Origin of the sequence: Pseudomonas sp. CG7 (assembly GCF_023701885.1) — a bacterium.
Taxonomy (GTDB): Bacteria; Pseudomonadota; Gammaproteobacteria; order Pseudomonadales; family Pseudomonadaceae; genus Aquipseudomonas; species Aquipseudomonas zanjanensis.
Window position 1 is genome coordinate 23028 of record NZ_JABAEE010000021.1, and the last position, 18029, is coordinate 41056.

Here is an 18029-nt window from a genome sequence, read left to right on the forward strand (position 1 = left end):
TCTCCGATCATTGCCGGTCACCCGAGAGCGTGACCTTGATGCCGTCGGCTCGCGATTCCAGCTGCTGCGCGAAGTTGACCGCTTCCTTGTAGGTGAAGCGGAAGCCACGGACCTTGTCGGTAGCCAGCTCGACAATGTGGTACGCGCTTTCGCCTTTGGTGACGACCTGGTAACGAATCTTCTGCACGGGTGGCTCCTTGCCGATCAGGGCGTAGAACTCGGCGGTGGCGATGGTTGAGCGAGCGTGCAGGGCCGCGACCCCGTCGACTCTCTGTTGAATGGATGGATGCATGGCGATTCCTCGGTGGGGTTGCGTTTATTCGTCAGCACTCTGCTCACCTGCCGGTTGCCGTGGGGCGCAGGGGAGAGTGCTGGCGGATAAAGGCAGGCGTAAAAAAGCCCGATCGAGACCGGGCTTTGTTGGCTTCACACAGACCTCCCTATGTGAGCGCTGAGTGCCTTCGTTGGAAGGGCTTGGGGTTGGCTATTTCATGATGGCGATCCTCCATTGTTCGCTCACTGGGCAGGCAGTGGCCACCTTCGAAGCTGCATTGGAATGTCGGTCCTGACCAAGATGCCTAACTACGTCCGCCCGTTCGCATACAAACAGTTGGCCTGGATCAGCTTTTTTCATGGGGCGCCGACATTCCGATGCAGCCTCTTTCGAGGTGCTCGGGCCGTCTTTCCGGCTGTCCGTCGTACTATTCCGACTGTCAGCGTGCTTGATTTGGCTCATTGGCTAAGCCTCCGCTCATACGGAGCGAAACGAGCACAGCTTTGGAGTGCCCACAAAAACCGTATTGTCCGACGGCCGTGGCGGAGGCGGCTTAATCCCCGCTCTGGATTCTTTCAGCGACAGGCTGTCGGGGCGCTGGTTGTTCAGACTGCGCGCTCCAGTTCGCAGCATTCTTCGTAGTGAGCCATCGCGATCGGCATGTGGTAGCTATCCAGAGGCCACTTGTTGACTTTGCAGCCTTGGCCGGCCGGGCAGTGGAAGACGAATAGCTCGCCCGCATCCTTGTCCATCTGCATGCTTACCCGTGCGCCGCTTGTGAAGTCGTCTTCGATGATGATCACGTCGTTTTGCTCCGTTGTTGGCTTTCAAATACCTCCCGAGGTGCGAGAGGCATTTGTAAAGCCAGATGGCCGACCTGAAACAGCAGGGGGCCATCTGTGCCCGGTCACGCTGCTGGCGTCAGACCGGGTTTGTTGCGTCATCGGTGCTGGCCAGTTCCCCGCTGCTGATTGCAGGGCTGGCCGGTCGTCTTCTTGGGTGGGCTTCGAGCTTCCTCCTCACAGCGTCAAACAGCATCTGTCCGCCGTGGATCACAGGTCCTTACAACATGCACGCTACAGCTCTGTGTGCCCTGATTGAGTGGGACAGGGTGCATGAGGTCCGGCGCTCCCAGCCGAGGCTATCGGGACCGCTAATTCGATTCGATGTCTCTCCCTTCTGCCGCTGGGATTCGCGGGGCGCATTGCATGCCGGGTCGTTCACTCGGTTCTGGCGTTTCACCATCGAGCAGCCGTCCAGGTTGTTCCTGTCGTTGGCAGGCTTTCGGGCCTGTCTGCTCGCCGGTCGCCGGTAGAGGCAATGCGGTCTGTTGTTTGTTGCGCTGGCTGTTAAAGAGCGGTTGTTCGCCTGCGCTTGCTCTTAAACACAAGTAGGCTTGCACCAATAGAAGCATGCTTGTGGAATGAATGCAAGCATGCTTGTGTTTATTTTGCGTACTGTATGTGCGTACAGTATTTTTAAAGAGGGGTTATGGCTAAGTTGAAAGGAGGTGCCGCGCAAGCGTCACGGGCGGAAATGAGTGGGATGGAACGGCTGTGGCTGCGCGTTTCGTCGATGATCAATCACCCGGTCGCGCAGGCGCAGCGGTGGGTGACGATTCATCGCCTGGACACAGATGGAGATCGAGAGTGGGAAGAGGTGCTGGGCGCGATCGCGGAGACGGCCGAGCTTGAGCTGACGCTCAATGACGACGGCAGCGTAACGGTGAGGTGGGAGCAGCAAGAGGCTCAGGCGGCAGGTAAGGGGGAGGTTGAGTTTGAGCCCGAAGAGGAGCCGGCCCCGTTCTGATGGAAACGAAGAAGCCCGCACAATGGCTGGTCCTTAAGTGCGCTGTCAGGCGTCAGTCTCTCTTTTGGGCTCTCAGCCTGGCCAAACCCTGCTTGATGTGCCCAGCGTTCTCGCCGATTGTCTCCAGGGCGCCGCGGATGTTCTCGTCGACGTCCCCGGCACCCTGCCGCTCAGCCCAAAGTGAAAGCTCTATGATGGCTGCCTCCAGAGCTAGCTGGTTCTCGTAGATGCGCTCCAAGGTGTCAGTAAGAGAATAGTCGTGGGAAGGCATTGCAATGGCTCCATTCAGTGATGCGATGAGCCTAGCCCACCCAAACGCGGAGGATCCAGGCAAATTGCAGGCAAAGAAAAGCCCGCGATGGGAGGCGGGCTTCAGAACTATTACGACATTAACGACTTAAGATCATTTTGAATCGCCGGATCTCTTCAGCGATTGCAATCCTGAAACCCTGCCTAAAGCGTCGACCGAAGCAATCTTCTAGCGAATGCATTAAAGAATCCGAGGCGTGATGTATGTCCTCGATTATCTCAGAGTCATCCGGCATTGGTAAATGTTTAGATGAGTCAAAGTTCTTGTAGGTGATGGAATTCCTATATTCATATATGGCTTTGTTAAGCTTGTCATCATGAAAGTGAAGGTGCTGAATTCTAAAGCCGAGTCGTTGCAACTGAAGTCTTATCAGCTTTGACAACTCATCCGAATGAATAGCGTCCTTGTGGTACTGTATGGCCTTTAAAGTTATTTCATCTGTCAGCTCAACAATGTCACCCATGGCTGCCTTAACTTCCTTTCTCTCCTCTCTTCTGTTGTTTTGTTGATTTACGACAACCCAGCCTACTATTACTACTACCCAAGTGCCGACGTAATATATTCCTTTTATGTCATCCATGGTGAATTCCCACCTACTTATCTTCCGGGATTGCCGTTTTTATATAGTCATTAATTTCATAGATAAGCGAGGCATCACGCGATTCAAAATTGATTAAGCTTAGTATTTTTTCGGCCGTGTAACCTTTTCTAACCAGCCCACCAAATGCCTCCTCCAAAAACGAAGATCCGTATCCCCTAGCTCCATCTAGGATAATTATCGTCGGTTTTCCAGCATCAAGAATTTTAACCAGGTATTCATCCCTAAATTGTTCTCCGCTGAACGGGCCGTCACTGATATATCGGCCTGCGGGATACCTACTGAATTCTGTGGCAATATTAAATTTGTTCATGTTTGGCTCTTTGCGGTAAAGGCATACGCCATTGGATTACTGTGCCAAGGATAGATTCAACGTGATTAAAGGTTTTTTCCTGCCCGTTTGCAAGGGTATAGAGGCCCTTGTTGCTGTAGATGCTCACGTGCCCTCCATGTGCGGCCCTCACGGTGTCCGCAATCTGTCGCAGGCCCTTTCCTCTGTGAAGGAGCCTCGTACGGGACTGGCTATTTCGAACGGCGCCCTGGATGAGCTTACCCTCATTCGACATGTCTATACCTAGCCTCGAGGCATATTGCCACCATTTCGCCTGTTTGATTGGGAGCGTAGCAGGGATACCTACGCCTAGATCACAGAAAATCACGGTTAGATAACCATCTTTTTCCTGTGAGAACATCCACCAAGGTTTATAGTCTTCGCTACATTCAACTCCATCACCCCTAGGGAGTATGTACGCATGGTGATGGGCGTTAGTCATTGCCTCTGTTAAGCCTCTATACAGGTCGTCAGAAAGTGCCTCAGCAATAATTCCTTCGTATGGCCCAAGTATCGCGTCGCACTTTTCACCTAGGGCGCCTTGTCCGGTCGCACACTTCCAGTTAGCAACATCGTCATCTTTCACAGCGTGTCGAACGTTAGTTCGAAGAAGTCTGGACAGTCCAATCTGCTTCATGACCTGGGCGGCTTTCGGTATTTTTGGGCAGGCGGACCGAAACTTTATATTGGTATAAGCGGCGATCAGTCTAGATATTTCAGCAAGAAAAAGTATTGCCCCGCCAGTCCGAAATCTTTTGGTGTGCGTAAAGTCGATATATATTTTTCTGTTGCCGTTAGCTATTTTATACTTAAGGTCGGCGATAAAATGTAAGAGTGTGTTTCTTGTGTCGGTGTTTGCTATTTCCAATGTTTCTGGCGCAGGTATTCTTAGGAAACCATTAAGGCCTTTGGATTTTTTTTCGTCAGATTTTCTCTTGATGAATATTCTTTTGGCCTCATCTATCGCCCTTCGCCTATGCCACTCCAATGTCTTTAGTTTTAATTTTTTCATGCTTTCCCTGCATTAATCATGGTTTTTCAGTCCTGTAGTTATTATATTTTCTATTCGATTAATACTATTTAAATATTTCAATAAAGCCTCGCAAGCGCCTGCACCGCCACGCCTCATCAGATCCACGCCCTCTTGAGTAGGGCCGCAGCCTCTTTCGGGTTCGCGGCGCAGTTGCAGGTACGGTTTATTGAGCGCCATGGTTTCACACCGGTTGCCCGTTCCACACGTAAAGCACGCGAGCCAGGATATGGGTATCATCTACTCGGATGTCCTCGGGGTCGTGGTGCTTGTTGTCCGATATCATCTTGAAACGGTCCTTACCTTTCTTCTGCAGGCGCTTCACGTACAGCATGTCGTCGTGCGAGAAGAGGTAGATGCCGTCGCCGGTGAACTCCCGGATCGTGATGTCCACGAGCAGCGGGTCGCGGTCTTTGATCGTCGGCGCCATCGACTGACCCCACCCGGTGATCATTTTCAGGTGGAAGTGTTCTTTGAAGGTGAGGCCGAGGTCTCGCAGATGTTTGGGGCTGACCCTGATGTCCTGAAGCATTTCCGGATATTCGTGCGGGATCTGCCCGCCCCCCATCGCCGCGCGCACGTCGTAGTGGGCAATCCATACCTCGTCGCCGACCTGGCCAGGGCGAGAAAAGTCTACTTTCACTACGTTGGTTGATTTCGACTCAACCGCCACTTCTTCGACTACGTCTACGATTCTTGCGCGTGCTTCTTCCGACAGACCCCGACCATGCTTCGCGAGCATCTGTTTGACCAGTTCTGCAGATGACTTATTGCCGTGCTTCGGCTCATTCGCGGCCTTCCGGCTTGGTGGTTCACCCTTACCGGACAGCAGCCAATCGACCGTCGTGTCATAACCTTCTGCGATCGCTACCAAGTTTTCGTTCTTGATATTTCCGGTATCACCCGCAAACCACTGGCGAACAGCTTCGTAGCTGACTCCACAGGTGGTCGCTATATCCCTTTTGAATCCTCGCGGCCCGACCTCTGGCTTTCGCGCCAGGACAAGTTTTGCAATCCGATCAGTAATTTTCATGCAGGCAATCTACAAGTTAGCTTGGCAAGCATGCTTGCTTAGTAAACACAAGCATGCTTGAATTGCCGTATACCCAAAGGAGTCAGCCATGAACCGTGCCGACGCAATTAAACATTTCAAAGGGATCGCCCCCCTCGCCAAAGCGCTCGGCATCACATACGAGGCAGTCCGTCAGTGGGGCGAGGAGATTCCTGAGCTACGTCAGTACCAGCTTGAGCTTGTAACCGACGGCCAATTGAAGGCCGACAAAAAGAAAACCGCTGCATAAGCCGTCCTTGTCGTTGATTTGTTGAGCGAATGATCGCCGTACCTGGCGACCGCTTCCACGGAAACAAATTTGAGGTTTTACGAATGGAAGATTTCTTGAGGGCTTGCCATACCACCATCAAAGAAAGTGGGGCAGAAGAGCTGGCGGGCAAGATGTGCCTCGCGCATGTGAGCCTGCTGCAACGATCCAACCCGGATAACGCAGCGCATCACCTGACCATTGAGCACCTGTTCGGCATTTTGCTGCACACCGGCGACATGCGGCCGCTGATGACCTTGGCTGGTCAGTTCGGTTTTGACTTGGTCGCCCGCCAGAAACCGGAGGCCAAACCCCTGATGGTCGCTCTTGGTCATTTGTCCGCTGAGTGCGGCGATGTTGGCCGGTTGATTTTCGATGCTGCCGCTGACAACCACATCAGCCAGCACGAAAAAGCCCAAGGTGCGAAAGCCATTCAGGAAGCCATTGATGCGCTTCACGTCCTCAGTGAATCGCTAAAGGCTGCCTGAATCGCAGGCACAAAAAAGCCGGGCTGCAACCCGGCTCTTTCAACAACTTGTAAAACACAGTGGGGCCATTATGAGCATGATCATCGCTCCGTGCAATACGGCTGCAAAACTCCAAGGAATCTCGTCGTGAGCGTTCAAGCTATGTCCTGGGCGCTTTCTCTGCCCGTTCAAACTCTCAAGGACTCCAGCGCTCGCCACGTGCTGCTGTGCCTTGCTAACTATGCCGGCTCCAACGGTGCTGGTGCCTTCCCATCGGCCACCACCCTGGCTCAGGACACTGGTCTGTCCGAGCGTACCGTGCGTTACAAACTGGACGTCCTGGAAGAGTCGGGCCTGATCAAAAAGGGCAACCAGGCCATCGCCGCCGTTCACATTGACCGCCACGACCGGCGGCCAGTGGTTTACGATCTCCAGCTTATACGGGGTGCAAATCCTGCACCCCGTACAAACCGGGGTGCAGATGACGCAACGGGGTGCAACTCACAACAGAACGGGGTGCAGCCTGAGACAGAACGGGGTGCAGAATCTGCACCCAATACGTCAATTAACCATCAGGTAACCAAAGAGCAGCTGCAGCAGCGCGAGATTGATTCCGCTGTCGCCGCCCAAGACCGGTCAGCCGTCGAATCGCAAGACGACCGCCAGCGCTTCGCCATGTTCGCCACCTGGGCCCCAAACGAGAAGGCGCTGTCGGATCAGATCGCAATCGCCGGGCTTCCTGCCGAGGCGGTTCCCGAAGCGGCAATCCGGGCCTTCATGGGGTTCTTCGTCGCCAAGCCAGCCACTGTTGATAGCTCCGCCGGCTGGTGTTACCGGCTGGTGCAGTGGGTCAAGCGCGAACGCGTCAAAGCTTCTGGGCAAGGCAAGACGCCTGACTGCGATGCCACCAGCTGGGCGAACGATCTGGGGGATCTCTGATGGAAAACAAGAAGCCACGCAGCACCGCACAACTGCTCAGCACGATGGGCAACCTTCCACCGGTAACGCTGGTTCAGCCAAAGCAGTTGCCGCCGGGCACCGCCGAGGTCGTGAACGCGCTGTTCAAGGAGTTACAGGCGATTTTCCCGGCTTGGAAACAGGCGTGGCCGGATGACGAATCGCTGAAGGCTGCAAAGCGGAGCTGGATCACAGCTTTCCTCGCGGCTGGGATCAACCAGTTGGAACAGATCCGCTACGGCCTGCAAAACTGCCGGCAGATCGGCGGCGACTTCGCCCCGAGCGTTGGCAAGTTCATCAAGTGGTGCCAGCCAACCCCGGAAATGCTAGGCATTCCGTCTCACGACAAAGCTTTTCGCGAGGCACTGGAGAATTCGCACCCAAGCCGTTTTGGGGCCCGCATATGGTCGCACCCAGCTGTTCGTCACGCTGCGCTCCAGTGCGAGATTCGCAATCTCGGGGACCTGATCCCGGAGAAGGCCAGCAAGGTTTTCGACCGGGCATACGACATCACAATTCGCAGGCTTGTTCAGGGGTTGCCATTGGAAGATATCGCCGTCGGCATTGGGCACGATGGCACCAAGGCGCCGGTCGAGTGGGCTCAAGAACTGACTGAGCGCGTTGCGCAGGCCCAGGTGTCGCGGATGGGCATTTCTACCAATGGCCAGGCCGCCCGCGAGCAGCTGCTGCGCCGTTTCGGCCTGACGCCATCGGCCCGGGTTGTCGGGACTGCGCATCATGACTGATTCCCGTCTCGCACCAGTTGATCCAGCGAGCTATCGCTACGCCGTGCATTGCTGTGGCTTCAAGTGGGAACTTTCCGACAAACCTGATCGCGCCGTAGCGCTGTTCGAGCACTCGAGTGCAGCGCTGAGGTTCGGGCAGATGATGTGGCCATCAACTTTTGAGGTGGTCGATCGCACCACCGGGGAACGGGTATGCGCGTGACCTCGAAGAAACTCAGAGCCTCGGCCAACGGCCAGGACTGCGCCGTGCGTATGCCCGGCATCTGCAACCACAACCCGGAAACCACCGTCTTGGCGCATCTACCGTGTGGGCAAAAGGGCGTGGGCATGAAGGGCTTCGACACGGTCGCAGTCTACGCCTGCAGCGCTTGCCACGATGTGATCGACGGCCGGGCCGCCGGAGACGTTGAGTGGGCAGACATGCCGCGGGCTATTGCTGAAACCCACGAAGCGTTGATCCGGGCCGGGATACTGACCGTAAAGGGTGCCGCATGAAGGCGTTTGGGTTGAAGCCAAAGCGCGCCAAGTCCGTCGACCGCGAAGGCCTGGAGCAGGCCGCGCTGCTGAAGGAGGTCACCCTGCGTTACCCGGCGGCCGCGAAGCTGATCTACCACGTCCCGAACGGCGGGCACCGGCACAAGCTGGTGGCGATCAAGCTGAAAGAGCAGGGCGTGAAGGCCGGGGGTCCTGACCTGGTGCTGCCGATGGCCCGAGGCGGGTACTTCGGGCTGTACATTGAGTTCAAGGCCATGCCGCCGTTCGACGCTGCGGTATCTGCCAGCCAGGACGCCTACATCCAGGCGCTGACCGAACAAGGCTATCTCGCCATCGTTTGCCGTGGGCACATCGACGCCCTGGAAGCGATTCGCGCGTACCTGCTCCAACCACCAACGAGGGCCGCCGCATGATCACCGTAGCCGTGAAAATCTCCGATGCCGAGATCGCGCGCCAGGCCGCGAACGCAGACGTCTACAGTCTTCGTGACCCGGGCAACCCTGGGCTCTATCTGCGATTCTCCACTGATCGCGCCCGTGGCTCCTGGTATCTGCTGGTCAAGCGCCAGTGGTACAAAATCGGTGCATACCCAGGGTTGAGCGCGAAGCAGATGATTGGGGCGCTGCCCGATATCCGTCTGCGGATTGCCAGCCACGGCGGGGCGGTAGCGTCCGAATGGGGCACTGTGGGCGAGGTGCTGGCGTGGTTCGCTGAGCGCATGGCCAAGGACCGCAACCTGTCCGACAAGCGCAAGAAGACGGCCGCCTCGGCGATCAAGTGCCATTTGATACCTCGCCTCGGTGAAGTGCCGCTGGCTGACCTGAACCGCCAAACCTTGGACCGGCTGCTGATGTGGCCGCTTCAGGAGGTTTTGAAGATTGACACCGTGCGCCTGGTGTTCCAGTTGCTGGCCTTGGCCTTTCGCCAGGCAATGGTCCTGCGCCTGCTCGACAAGAACCCGATGCAGGGCATTAAGTTCAGCGACTTCTCCAAGGCCAAGGTTCGCGTGAAACCGTCGAAGCTTCGGGTCGCTCATCTGGATGACTTGATCGTGAGCCTGACCGAGGAGTTCGAGACCCATCCCGAGGAAGCCCTGCTGGCGCTGCTGATGCTGTGCCATGGCAACCGTGTAGGGGAAACCCGCTTGGCCGAGTGGCCGCACCTGAGCATCGCCGAACGCACCTGGTTCATCCCACCGGAGAACACCAAGACCCGGGCCGAGCATTCCCTACCGCTGCCCGACCAGATCTGCGCGCTGCTGGCTAAGCACAGGGCCAATCAACAGGCCGCCGGCTACACGGGTCGCTATCTGTTCCCGGGACGCAACGGCAAGCCACTGAGCGAGAGCCAGGCCAGTGCTGTGTTCCGGCGCCTGGGTGGAGGCGAGTGGACCAGTCATGACCTGCGCAAGCTGGCTCGCACCTCCTGGGCGGATATCGGCGTGGACCATCTGATCGGCGAGCTGCTGATCAACCACGCCATGGGCCACAACGTGAAAGTGTACATCCAGTCCGATGTCATGGCCCGCAAGCGTGCCGCCCTGGAGCTGTGGCACGCCTATCTAGACAGCAAGGGTTTTGCCCTGATTCACGGTTACACAGGTGCTACATCTGCTGAATCTGATAATTCGCTCAAAGCCGCGCCTCATAAGGGCTGCGAGGCTACTCACGAATCAACCGTAGGCGAGGTTTCAAAATGATTGAATCGACCACCAAAGTGCAATTCGCTGGCCGCGATGTACTCCTCGTCGATGGCGCCCGGACGGCTGCCGGCCATCAAATCTATGGCGTGGGTGGAAAGCGTTGCTGGGCCAATGGAGTGGTTGGATTGATGGATCAGAATGGCGATCCCGTTCCTGGCCCAAGTACCAGGGTCTTTTTCCGGCCGGTTGAGGAGTCTCCAGAAGAATGAAGAAATCTCACGGCCCAGCATTCCGCGCCGCACAGCTGGACCTGGCCAAGTGCCTAGCGTGCCATGGGCGTGCGGTCATCAAGGGCGTCTTCCACGACCTTGCCTGCGTTCAGTGCAACGCTTCGGGCTGGGTCGCTTCCGAAACGGGCGAGGCGCTGCCACTTGAGGTACTGGTAACGCAGCTGAGCATCCGGCTCCAGGCTGCTGAGCACCAGCTCGCGCAATTCAATTGCTTCAAGCCAGCCGGCGCTGAAGCGCAATACAACGAGAACAACCGCCGCGGCGCCGGCGGCACCAACTACACAGGGGATTGAACCATGGCTATGTATAAGGACGTGATGGGCACCCTGGTACGGGTGCTGGCTGCGGACAACATCGACAACAGCACCAAGCAGTCCTGGCAGAAGCTGATCGACGCAGACCTGCGCCAGGGTGGCACCGGCAGCACGCTGTCAGTGCGTGACAAGTTTGACTATGACTGCTGCCTGTATGCGCTGCTGCACCGCCAGCTTGAGCCAGCGCAATGGGATGTACTGGTTGCCAAGTATTCGACGCACAAGGCCAACAAGGTCAGCGCCATCGGCAGGCTGGTAGCTCGCATGGTTTCCCCAGCGCCTCAGCTGTTCATCTATAAAGCGCTGACGGCCTGGGCTATACCGAAGCTCAGGGGTGTGCAGGTAGGGAAGCGATCCACAGACATGATCGTGTTGCCCTCCGAGTTCTACGACATGAATACCTGGGATCTGGCGGGCTCCCCAGAGCGCACGCGCCGCAACTGGCGAGGCGGAATCCACAAGCGGCTGGAATCGCTTGAGGAGCAGGCCGTAATCAATGCCACTGAGATATTCGACCGTGAGCAAATCTTTGTAGATGCCGCTTGACCGGTTGGCCGGCTGGCCGTAAATTAACCCCATCATGTCGATCTTGCGTGTGGTGATAATCGCCAGAACGCAACGACACACATAAAGCCCAGCCACCGCTGGGTTTTTTGCTTTCTATACCTCATCGAGCCTCGGCATTTGCCGGGGCTTTTTCGTTTTCGGTCCCACCACACCCATTGCCCCGAGCTGGGAGTGCCGTTGGGCCGAACCTAATGCGCTCCCCCAAAGGGAGGAATCGAGATGCCAAACATGCCTGAAAAGGATCCTGGTCTGTGGGCCGTGCTGATCGCCTGGCTGGTGATGCATCAACCTCAGCTCTATGCCGCTGGCTTATCTGTCTGCGTAGCAGTTCTTCGAGTGATGTATGGCGGAGGTACACGGCGCCAGATGAGCCTGGAGGGCGCGCTGTGCGGCCTGGTCACGCTGTCGCTGGTGCCGCTGCTTGAATGGATGGGGTTGCCACAGAGCATGGCCACGTTCGCTGGCGGCGCCGTTGGATTCCTAGGCGTCGAGAAGGTGCGCGGTTACTACGATCGTGCCGCTGCTCGAAAGGTTGAGGGGTGAACATGGCTCGTCTCGATAGCTTTCATCATTACAACGACGGCCGAGGCAAAAGACGTGTTTACGTGAACGGCAATGAGATCGAGCGTGTGATCTGGTGCGATACCTCGATTGGTGTTGCGGTGTTCTGTCCGTATCCGCTGCACTTCGATCCCCGGCGCGAGCAGGTCTATACCAGACGCTTACGCGGCACGGTGACCGTTGAGAAGATGAGCTGATGTCCTGCTCGGGATGCGCCGCCCGGCGCGAATGGATCATTAAGATGAAGAGGCTTGCATATGAGCGAGCAGCCCAGCTCCTTGGAAAGCCTGCTGACCCAGGTACTGGCCGAGCAGGTCAAGCAGACCGCACTGCTGCAACGGATGGCCGACCAACAGTTGATGTTGATCCAGGCAATGGCCGATGAGCCAGAAGATCCAGATGCACAGCCACTGACCTACATGGATGGCTCGCCATGCCTCTAAGGCCAAAGAAGCCGTGCAACGCTCAGGGTTGCAACACGCTCACGCGCAACGCCAGGTACTGCGACGAGCATGCTCACCTGTTGAAGAGCGCTGCGCGAGCCAAGCCTCGGGAGAGCAGCACCAAGCGTCACTACAACTACAAGTGGCAGCACGCTAGGGCGGGATGGCTGGCCAAGCACCCACTGTGCAGGCATTGCACCGAGCGGGGCCTGGTTGTTGTGGCTACCGATGTAGACCACATCATTCCGCACCGGAACGACATGGTCCTGTTCTGGGACAAGACCAACTGGCAGAGCCTGTGTGGACCGTGTCACTCGGCCAAGACTGCCGCCGAGGACGGTGGATTCGGCAATGCGCGGCGCTGAAAACAGAAAACCCCGGAAAAAACAGTGAAAATCGGTCAAATGAGAGTGATTCGCGCCCAGGGAGTGGGGGAGGGTCAAAAGTTCAGGCCCTTTGGCTTCTAGACCGCGCCCTCAGCCTTTCTTTCACGACCGCGAAATTAAAAAGTCAGCAGTTGCGCGATGGGGGGCACCGCCACGGTCGCCGGCCGTGGTCGCAAACCCAAGCCGACGGCCCAGAAGAAACTAGCTGCGAACCCCGGTAAGCGGGTCTTGACCGAGGCCGAACCGCCGTTTTCCACCGTCACAAATATTGATCCGCCGGACTGGCTGAGCCCTCGGGCCGCGACCATGTGGCGGATGCTGATACCTGAATTATTGCGCGAGCATGTTGTTGCGCTCACTGACTTACACAACGTCGAAGCGTTCTGCACTGCCTACGACAAGTGGCGAATGGCAGAAGAGGCGGTCCAGCAGTTCGGCATCGTGGTCGAGTCAGCTCAGGGCAGCCCTATGAAAAACCCGGCACTCACCGCGGCGAACGAATCGATGCGGCAACTGGTGACCTTTGGCTCGCTGCTGGGCCTGGACCCATCCAGTCGCACCAGGATCATCGGCGGTAATAAGCAAACCTCAACCAACGAATTCGCCAAACTACTGAGCTCCTAATGACTAAAGCCGCGCACGCCAACGTCGACAAGGCGATGGCGTGGGCTCGGTCTGTTCTGCGCGGTAAAGTGCCGGCGTGCCGATACATCCATCAGGCGATTCAACGCCACTTCGATGACCTGGCCGCTAGCCGAAAGCGCGCATTCCGCTTCAAGTTCGATCCAGCAAAGGCGGAGAAGAAGCTGAAGCTGATCCAGCTGCTGCCCCACACGAAAGGTGAATGGGCCTTCAAGCGCCAGTTGATATCGCTGGAACCCTGGCAGTTGTTCGGCCTGGCGGTGACGTTCGGTTGGGTCAAGAAGAAGGGCGGGCACCGCCGGTTTCGCGAGAGCTACTGGGAAGTTCCTCGCAAGAACGGGAAGTCTGTTGTCGCCGGCGGTGTGGGCATCAGCATGTTCGTTGCTGATGGGGAGTTCGGTGCCGAGGTGTATGCCGGCGCGACCACTGAGAAGCAGGCGTGGGAGGTGTTCCGACCGGCCAAGCTGATGGTCAGTAAGTCGCCCATGCTGGTCGAGGCGGCCGGCATTGAGGTCAACGCCTCGAACATGAACATTCCCGCGGACTTCAGTCGCTTCGAACCACTGATTGGCAACCCAGGGGACGGCGCATCACCCAGCTGCGCGATCGTCGACGAATACCACGAGCACCCAACGTCTGCCCAGTACGACACCATGCTCACCGGTATGGGGGCACGCCGACAGCCGCTGATGTTCATCATCACCACGGCAGGTGCCGACATCGAGGGGCCGTGCTACGACAAGCGCCGGCAGGTTGTGGAGATGCTGGCAGGCACTGTTCCTGATGACGAGTTGTTCGGTTGGATCTGGACGCTTGATGAGGGAGACGACTGGACCGATCCGAAGATGTTGGCCAAGGCCAATCCGAACCACGGTGTTTCGGTGTTCCAAGAGTACCTGGAGAGCCAGCAAGCCAGGGCAATTCGCTCGGCTCGCTTCGCGAATACCTTCAAAACCAAGCACCTCAACCTCTGGGTAAGCGCGAAGTCCGGGTTCTTCAACATGGAGGACTGGAAATCGTGCGAAGACACCACGCTCACGCTCGAGCAATTCGAGGGTCAGGAGTGGAATGCCGGCTTCGACTTGGCGCGAAAGCTGGACATGAACTCTCGGGCGCGACTTTTCTGGCGTGTCATCGATGGAAAAACTCATTACTACAGCGTGGCCCCCAAGTTTTGGGTGCCATACGACACCGTCTATCACAGTGACAACAAACGCATGTCGGAGCGTTTTCAAGCGTGGATCAACTCTGGCCATCTGGAGGTCACGGACGGTGCAGAGATCGACTATAGGGAAATCCTCGAGGACACGAAGGAAGCCAATCATTATGCGCCGCTTCGGGAGTCCCCAATCGATCCTCATGGCGCGACAGGTTTGAGCCACGATCTCGACGACGAAGGTTTCAACCCGATCACCATCACTCAGAACTACACAAACATGTCGGACCCCATGAAGGAACTAGAGGCGGCCATCACCGCAGGCCGGTTTCATCATGACGGTAACCCGATCATGACCTGGTGTATCGGTAACGTGATCGGCAAAAACCTGCCAGGTAACGATGACGTTGTCCGCCCGATTAAGCAGGGCGACGACAACAAGATAGATGGCGCGGTGGCGCTGATCATGACGATAGGCCGGATACTCGCGAATGCGGATGTCCAGGGTTCTGTCGACGACTTCCTCTCCAGACCGATGAGCATGTAATGGCAGACACCGACTACAGCATTGACCTGCGCACCCGCAGCCCCTTTTGGGCGCGCATGGCGAGCTTCTTCGTCGGCGGACGGCTAGTCACTCCCGAGAAAGGATCGCAGACTGGGCCGGTGTCAGCATCCGGTGTGGTGGGTGACTCAGTCGTCAACGACGAGCGCTCGTTGCAGATTTCTACGGTTTTCGCCTGCGTCCGATTGATCTCGAGTGTTACGGCCTGCATGCCCTTGGACGTATTTGAGACCAAGGGGGATAACCGAAAGAAGGTTGGTTTGGACAATCCGTTGGCGCGACTTCTGCGATACAGCCCGAATCAATACATGACGGCGTTCGACTTCCGCGTTTCGATGACCATGCAGCTTTGCTATTACGGCAACGCTTACGCCTTGATCGAGCGCAACAGCGTCGGCGACGTGATAAGCCTCGTTCCCCTCATGTCGGTAAACATGGATGTCCGACTCGAAGGGAAGCGAGTTGTCTACCGGTACCGCCGTGACAACGAATATGCCGACTTCAAACAGGGTGAAATTTTCCACCTCAAGGGATTTGGATTCAACGGACTGGTCGGTCTTTCGCCTATCGCATTTGCCGCCAAGACCGCCGGCGTAGCGGTGGCGATGGAGGATCAGCAGCGCGACTTCTACGCTAATGGTGCGAAGTCTCCCCAGTTGCTGATGACGGGTGAGGGGAAGGTTCTCAACAAGGACCAGCGAGCCCAGGTTGAGGAAAATTTCAAGGAGATATCCGGCGGCCCAGTCAAGAAACGACTGTGGATTCTGGAGGGTGGTTTCACGACGCAAGCCATCGGTGTGAGCCCGCAAGACGCTGAAACAATGGCTGCAAGGAAATTTCAAGTTAGCGAACTTGCGAGATTCTTTGGTGTGCCACCGCACCTGGTGGGCGATGTTGAAAAGTCCACAAGCTGGGGGTCAGGCATTGAGCAGCAAAACCTCGGGTTTCTTCAGTACGCACTCGATCCCTACTTGGAAATTTGGGAAGGCTGCATTCTTCGCTGGCTTGTAAAGCCCCAAGACCTGGGCGTGATACACGCCGAGCACAACCGCGACGGCCTGCTGAGTGGTGATTCCACTGCCCGGGCGAATTACATGAAGACTTTGGTAGACACCGGCCTTCTCACGATCAACGAGGGAAGACGGGTGAACAACCGGCCTCCAGTGCCAGGCGGTGATGTTGCGACCCGTCAATCACAAAACGTACCGCTTACCCAACTCGGCCAAACGAACCCCGCACCCAGCGGGGTTTAGTTTTTCTGGAGCTACCCAATGTCCAATATTCAAAAGACCTTGGCCTTTGATCAGGTCGAGATCAAGTTCGATTCGTCTGGAAAAACGGGGACGTTCGAGGGCTACGCGAGTGTCTTCGTCGTGGTCGACAGCGATGGCGACATCATCATGCCTGGCGCTTTCAAAAAAGCGCTATCAAGTCAAAGCCGCCAGGTTGGAATGTTCTTCAACCATCGCACCTGGGAGCTTCCGGTAGGCAAATGGCTGTCGCTGGAGGAGGACAGCAAGGGCCTGCTTACCCGTGGCGAATTGACCCCGGGGCTATCGATGTCTACCGATCTACGCGCCGCTATGGAGCACAAGACGGTTGAAGGGATGTCTGTTGGATTCACGGTCCTGAAGGACGGCTTCGACCTGATCGGCACCGGGCGAGCCTTCAAAAATGTGCAAGCCCTGCGTGAGATCAGTATCTGCACCTTCCCAGCCAATGAGCAGGCAACCGTCGAGTCTATGAAGAGCCTGGAGTCGATCACCACTATTCGCGATGTAGAGCACTGGCTGAGGGATTCGGCCGGACTTTCTAAGTCGCAAGCCCTGGGCTTCATTGCCCGGATCAAGTCCGCAGTTCGGAGCGATTCCGAAGGTGGCGAAATCACCGCGATTCTCAATCGCCTCAAAACCTTCCCAACTGTAGGAAACTGAACCATGTCCGAATTGGCCCAGATCCAAAAGGCAATCGAAGACGCGCAAACGAACATGACCCAACTGTTCGAGGCGCAGAAGAAGGAAATCACCGAGACCGGCGCGATCAGCAAAAAACTGCAAACCGACCTCCAAACCGTTCAAGAAGAACTGACCAAGTCCGGAACCCGACTGTTCGACCTCGAGCAGAAGCTGGCTAGCGGAAACCTGGACAACCCCGAAACCAAAAAGTCATTCGCCGAGCAGACCGCGCTCGATCTGCAGAAGTCCTGGGATGGCAAGTCGTCTGGTAAAGTCGACGTCAAAAGCTTCAACAAGCAACTCGGCAGTGGTGCTGGTTCTGCCGGCGCTTTGATTGAGCCTCAACGCAACGCCGGCATCTTGATGCCAGGCCTGCGCCGCCTGACCATCCGTGATCTGTTGGCCCAAGGCCGCATCAGTTCGAACTCCCTGGAATATGTTCGCGAGAACGTCTTCACCAACAGCGCCGCGCCGGTAGCGGAAGGCACACTGAAGCCAGAGTCCAATCTGACCTTCACCAAGGAAACAGCGAACGTCAAAACCATTGCCCACTGGATCCAGGCTTCCCGCCAGGTCATGGACGATGCGCCGATGCTCGAATCCTACGTCAACAACCGTCTTCTGTTCGGTCTGGCCCTGGTTGAAGAAGGCCAGTTGCTGAACGGTGATGGTACCGGCGACAACCTCATTGGGCTGAACACGGTCGCAGCCGCATACGACGCGACCCTCAACGTCACCGGTGACACTCGTGCGGACAAGATCGCGCATGCGATTTTCCAGACCAGCGAGTCCGAGTTTGAAGCCTCCGGCATTATCCTCAATCCTCGCGACTGGCACGCGATCGCGCTGCTGAAAGATGCTGATGGCCGTTACATCTTCGGTGGCCCGGCTGCGTTCGCTGCGAAGGTCATGTGGGGGTTGCCGGTCGTAGCGACCAAAGCCCAGGCCTTGGGCACTTTCACGGTCGGCGGCTTCGACCTGGCTTCACAAGTCTGGGACCGTATGGATGCAACCGTTGAGGTTAGCCGAGAAGATCGTGACAACTTCGTCAAGAACATGTTGACCATTCTCTGTGAAGAGCGTCTGGCCCTGGCTCACTACCGGCCAACCGCGATCATCACCGGTCCTTTCGCCACCGCACCGTAACCGAGGCCGGGGCAGGCAACTGCCCC

The 18029-nt window shown here is 56.9% G+C and carries 29 protein-coding genes; 21 read left to right on the forward strand and 8 right to left on the reverse strand.

The annotated features are described in order from the left end of the window. Nucleotides 1-7 precede the first annotated feature (7 nt). Nucleotides 8-292, reverse strand: coding sequence for a hypothetical protein (locus tag HGO40_RS11225; RefSeq protein ID WP_250963037.1), 285 nt, complete (start codon nucleotides 290-292; stop codon nucleotides 8-10). Nucleotides 293-879: 587 nt separating this feature from the next. Beyond that, nucleotides 880-1077, reverse strand: a complete 198-nt coding sequence (locus tag HGO40_RS11230) for a hypothetical protein (RefSeq protein WP_250963038.1) — start codon at nucleotides 1075-1077, stop codon at nucleotides 880-882. A gap of 688 nt (nucleotides 1078-1765) precedes the next feature. On the opposite strand from HGO40_RS11230, the gene HGO40_RS11235 reads away from it, so the two are divergent. Further along, nucleotides 1766-2083, forward strand: a complete 318-nt coding sequence (locus HGO40_RS11235; protein WP_250963039.1) for a DUF1654 domain-containing protein — start codon at nucleotides 1766-1768, stop codon at nucleotides 2081-2083. Nucleotides 2084-2135: 52 nt separating this feature from the next. Here HGO40_RS11235 and HGO40_RS11240 read toward each other — a convergent pair whose 3' ends face one another. The 6 genes from HGO40_RS11240 to HGO40_RS11265 form a co-directional block, all read right to left on the reverse strand. After that, on the reverse strand, nucleotides 2136-2354 hold the full coding sequence (locus tag HGO40_RS11240; RefSeq protein ID WP_250963040.1) for a hypothetical protein: 219 nt from the start codon (nucleotides 2352-2354) through the stop codon (nucleotides 2136-2138). Nucleotides 2355-2472: 118 nt separating this feature from the next. Then, the gene (locus tag HGO40_RS11245) at nucleotides 2473-2973 is read right to left on the reverse strand and encodes a hypothetical protein (protein ID WP_250963041.1); all 501 of its coding nucleotides are present in this window, start codon (nucleotides 2971-2973) and stop codon (nucleotides 2473-2475) included. A gap of 13 nt (nucleotides 2974-2986) precedes the next feature. Further along, nucleotides 2987-3304, reverse strand: coding sequence for an STAS-like domain-containing protein (locus HGO40_RS11250; protein WP_250963042.1), 318 nt, complete (start codon nucleotides 3302-3304; stop codon nucleotides 2987-2989). Beyond that, complete coding sequence (locus tag HGO40_RS11255) at nucleotides 3291-4334, reverse strand: hypothetical protein (protein WP_250963043.1); 1044 nt, start codon at nucleotides 4332-4334, stop codon at nucleotides 3291-3293. Before HGO40_RS11255 ends, HGO40_RS11250 begins: the two co-directional genes overlap by 14 nt. Nucleotides 4335-4346: 12 nt before the next feature. Beyond that, a complete protein-coding gene (locus HGO40_RS11260; RefSeq protein WP_250963044.1) occupies nucleotides 4347-4532 on the reverse strand; it encodes a hypothetical protein in 186 nt (61 codons plus the stop codon). Nucleotides 4533-4536: 4 nt separating this feature from the next. Continuing rightward, nucleotides 4537-5385, reverse strand: coding sequence for an XRE family transcriptional regulator (locus tag HGO40_RS11265; RefSeq protein WP_250963045.1), 849 nt, complete (start codon nucleotides 5383-5385; stop codon nucleotides 4537-4539). An 88-nt stretch (nucleotides 5386-5473) separates the two neighbouring features. On the opposite strand from HGO40_RS11265, the gene HGO40_RS11270 reads away from it, so the two are divergent. The 20 genes from HGO40_RS11270 to HGO40_RS11365 all read left to right on the forward strand — a co-directional run bounded on the left by HGO40_RS11270 (nucleotide 5474) and on the right by HGO40_RS11365 (nucleotide 18003). Beyond that, the gene (locus HGO40_RS11270; RefSeq protein ID WP_128876632.1) at nucleotides 5474-5653 is read left to right on the forward strand and encodes a Cro/CI family transcriptional regulator; all 180 of its coding nucleotides are present in this window, start codon (nucleotides 5474-5476) and stop codon (nucleotides 5651-5653) included. Between the two features lie 83 nt (nucleotides 5654-5736). Beyond that, a complete protein-coding gene (locus HGO40_RS11275) occupies nucleotides 5737-6159 on the forward strand; it encodes a phage regulatory CII family protein (RefSeq protein ID WP_250963046.1) in 423 nt (140 codons plus the stop codon). Between the two features lie 141 nt (nucleotides 6160-6300). Next, nucleotides 6301-7077: a DnaT-like ssDNA-binding domain-containing protein gene (locus HGO40_RS11280; RefSeq protein WP_250963115.1), complete on the forward strand. Its 777-nt coding sequence runs from the start codon at nucleotides 6301-6303 to the stop codon at nucleotides 7075-7077. Beyond that, nucleotides 7077-7841, forward strand: coding sequence for a replication protein P (locus HGO40_RS11285; RefSeq protein WP_250963047.1), 765 nt, complete (start codon nucleotides 7077-7079; stop codon nucleotides 7839-7841). The genes HGO40_RS11280 and HGO40_RS11285 overlap by 1 nt, the downstream gene beginning before the upstream one ends. Next, on the forward strand, nucleotides 7834-8043 hold the full coding sequence (locus HGO40_RS11290) for a hypothetical protein (RefSeq protein ID WP_250963048.1): 210 nt from the start codon (nucleotides 7834-7836) through the stop codon (nucleotides 8041-8043). The genes HGO40_RS11285 and HGO40_RS11290 overlap by 8 nt, the downstream gene beginning before the upstream one ends. Then, a complete protein-coding gene (locus HGO40_RS11295) occupies nucleotides 8034-8336 on the forward strand; it encodes a nuclease domain-containing protein (RefSeq protein WP_250963049.1) in 303 nt (100 codons plus the stop codon). The genes HGO40_RS11290 and HGO40_RS11295 overlap by 10 nt, the downstream gene beginning before the upstream one ends. After that, nucleotides 8333-8749: a VRR-NUC domain-containing protein gene (locus HGO40_RS11300; protein WP_250963050.1), complete on the forward strand. Its 417-nt coding sequence runs from the start codon at nucleotides 8333-8335 to the stop codon at nucleotides 8747-8749. Before HGO40_RS11295 ends, HGO40_RS11300 begins: the two co-directional genes overlap by 4 nt. Further along, nucleotides 8746-10035 (forward strand): tyrosine-type recombinase/integrase, encoded by a 1290-nt coding sequence (locus HGO40_RS11305; protein ID WP_250963051.1) that lies wholly within the window; start codon nucleotides 8746-8748, stop codon nucleotides 10033-10035. Before HGO40_RS11300 ends, HGO40_RS11305 begins: the two co-directional genes overlap by 4 nt. Continuing rightward, nucleotides 10032-10247 (forward strand): hypothetical protein, encoded by a 216-nt coding sequence (locus tag HGO40_RS11310; protein ID WP_250963052.1) that lies wholly within the window; start codon nucleotides 10032-10034, stop codon nucleotides 10245-10247. The genes HGO40_RS11305 and HGO40_RS11310 overlap by 4 nt, the downstream gene beginning before the upstream one ends. Further along, entirely contained in the window at nucleotides 10244-10561 is a 318-nt protein-coding gene (locus HGO40_RS11315) for a hypothetical protein (protein WP_250963053.1), read from the forward strand. Before HGO40_RS11310 ends, HGO40_RS11315 begins: the two co-directional genes overlap by 4 nt. 3 nt (nucleotides 10562-10564) lie before the next feature. Further along, nucleotides 10565-11128 (forward strand): hypothetical protein, encoded by a 564-nt coding sequence (locus tag HGO40_RS11320; RefSeq protein WP_250963054.1) that lies wholly within the window; start codon nucleotides 10565-10567, stop codon nucleotides 11126-11128. 240 nt (nucleotides 11129-11368) lie between these two features. Continuing rightward, nucleotides 11369-11692 (forward strand): phage holin, lambda family, encoded by a 324-nt coding sequence (locus HGO40_RS11325; RefSeq protein ID WP_250963055.1) that lies wholly within the window; start codon nucleotides 11369-11371, stop codon nucleotides 11690-11692. A gap of 2 nt (nucleotides 11693-11694) precedes the next feature. Further along, the gene (locus tag HGO40_RS11330; RefSeq protein ID WP_250963056.1) at nucleotides 11695-11907 is read left to right on the forward strand and encodes a hypothetical protein; all 213 of its coding nucleotides are present in this window, start codon (nucleotides 11695-11697) and stop codon (nucleotides 11905-11907) included. Nucleotides 11908-11967: 60 nt separating this feature from the next. Continuing rightward, the gene (locus HGO40_RS11335) at nucleotides 11968-12153 is read left to right on the forward strand and encodes a hypothetical protein (RefSeq protein ID WP_250963057.1); all 186 of its coding nucleotides are present in this window, start codon (nucleotides 11968-11970) and stop codon (nucleotides 12151-12153) included. Further along, the gene (locus HGO40_RS11340; RefSeq protein WP_250963058.1) at nucleotides 12144-12518 is read left to right on the forward strand and encodes an HNH endonuclease signature motif containing protein; all 375 of its coding nucleotides are present in this window, start codon (nucleotides 12144-12146) and stop codon (nucleotides 12516-12518) included. The genes HGO40_RS11335 and HGO40_RS11340 overlap by 10 nt, the downstream gene beginning before the upstream one ends. Nucleotides 12519-12677: 159 nt before the next feature. Continuing rightward, entirely contained in the window at nucleotides 12678-13163 is a 486-nt protein-coding gene (locus tag HGO40_RS11345; protein ID WP_353050721.1) for a phage terminase small subunit P27 family, read from the forward strand. Beyond that, nucleotides 13163-14884: a terminase large subunit gene (locus HGO40_RS11350; protein WP_250963060.1), complete on the forward strand. Its 1722-nt coding sequence runs from the start codon at nucleotides 13163-13165 to the stop codon at nucleotides 14882-14884. The genes HGO40_RS11345 and HGO40_RS11350 overlap by 1 nt, the downstream gene beginning before the upstream one ends. Next, complete coding sequence (locus HGO40_RS11355; RefSeq protein WP_250963061.1) at nucleotides 14884-16155, forward strand: phage portal protein; 1272 nt, start codon at nucleotides 14884-14886, stop codon at nucleotides 16153-16155. The genes HGO40_RS11350 and HGO40_RS11355 overlap by 1 nt, the downstream gene beginning before the upstream one ends. 18 nt (nucleotides 16156-16173) lie before the next feature. Continuing rightward, the gene (locus HGO40_RS11360) at nucleotides 16174-16836 is read left to right on the forward strand and encodes an HK97 family phage prohead protease (RefSeq protein ID WP_250963062.1); all 663 of its coding nucleotides are present in this window, start codon (nucleotides 16174-16176) and stop codon (nucleotides 16834-16836) included. Between the two features lie 3 nt (nucleotides 16837-16839). Next, nucleotides 16840-18003 (forward strand): phage major capsid protein, encoded by a 1164-nt coding sequence (locus HGO40_RS11365; RefSeq protein WP_250963063.1) that lies wholly within the window; start codon nucleotides 16840-16842, stop codon nucleotides 18001-18003. Nucleotides 18004-18029 lie beyond the last annotated feature (26 nt).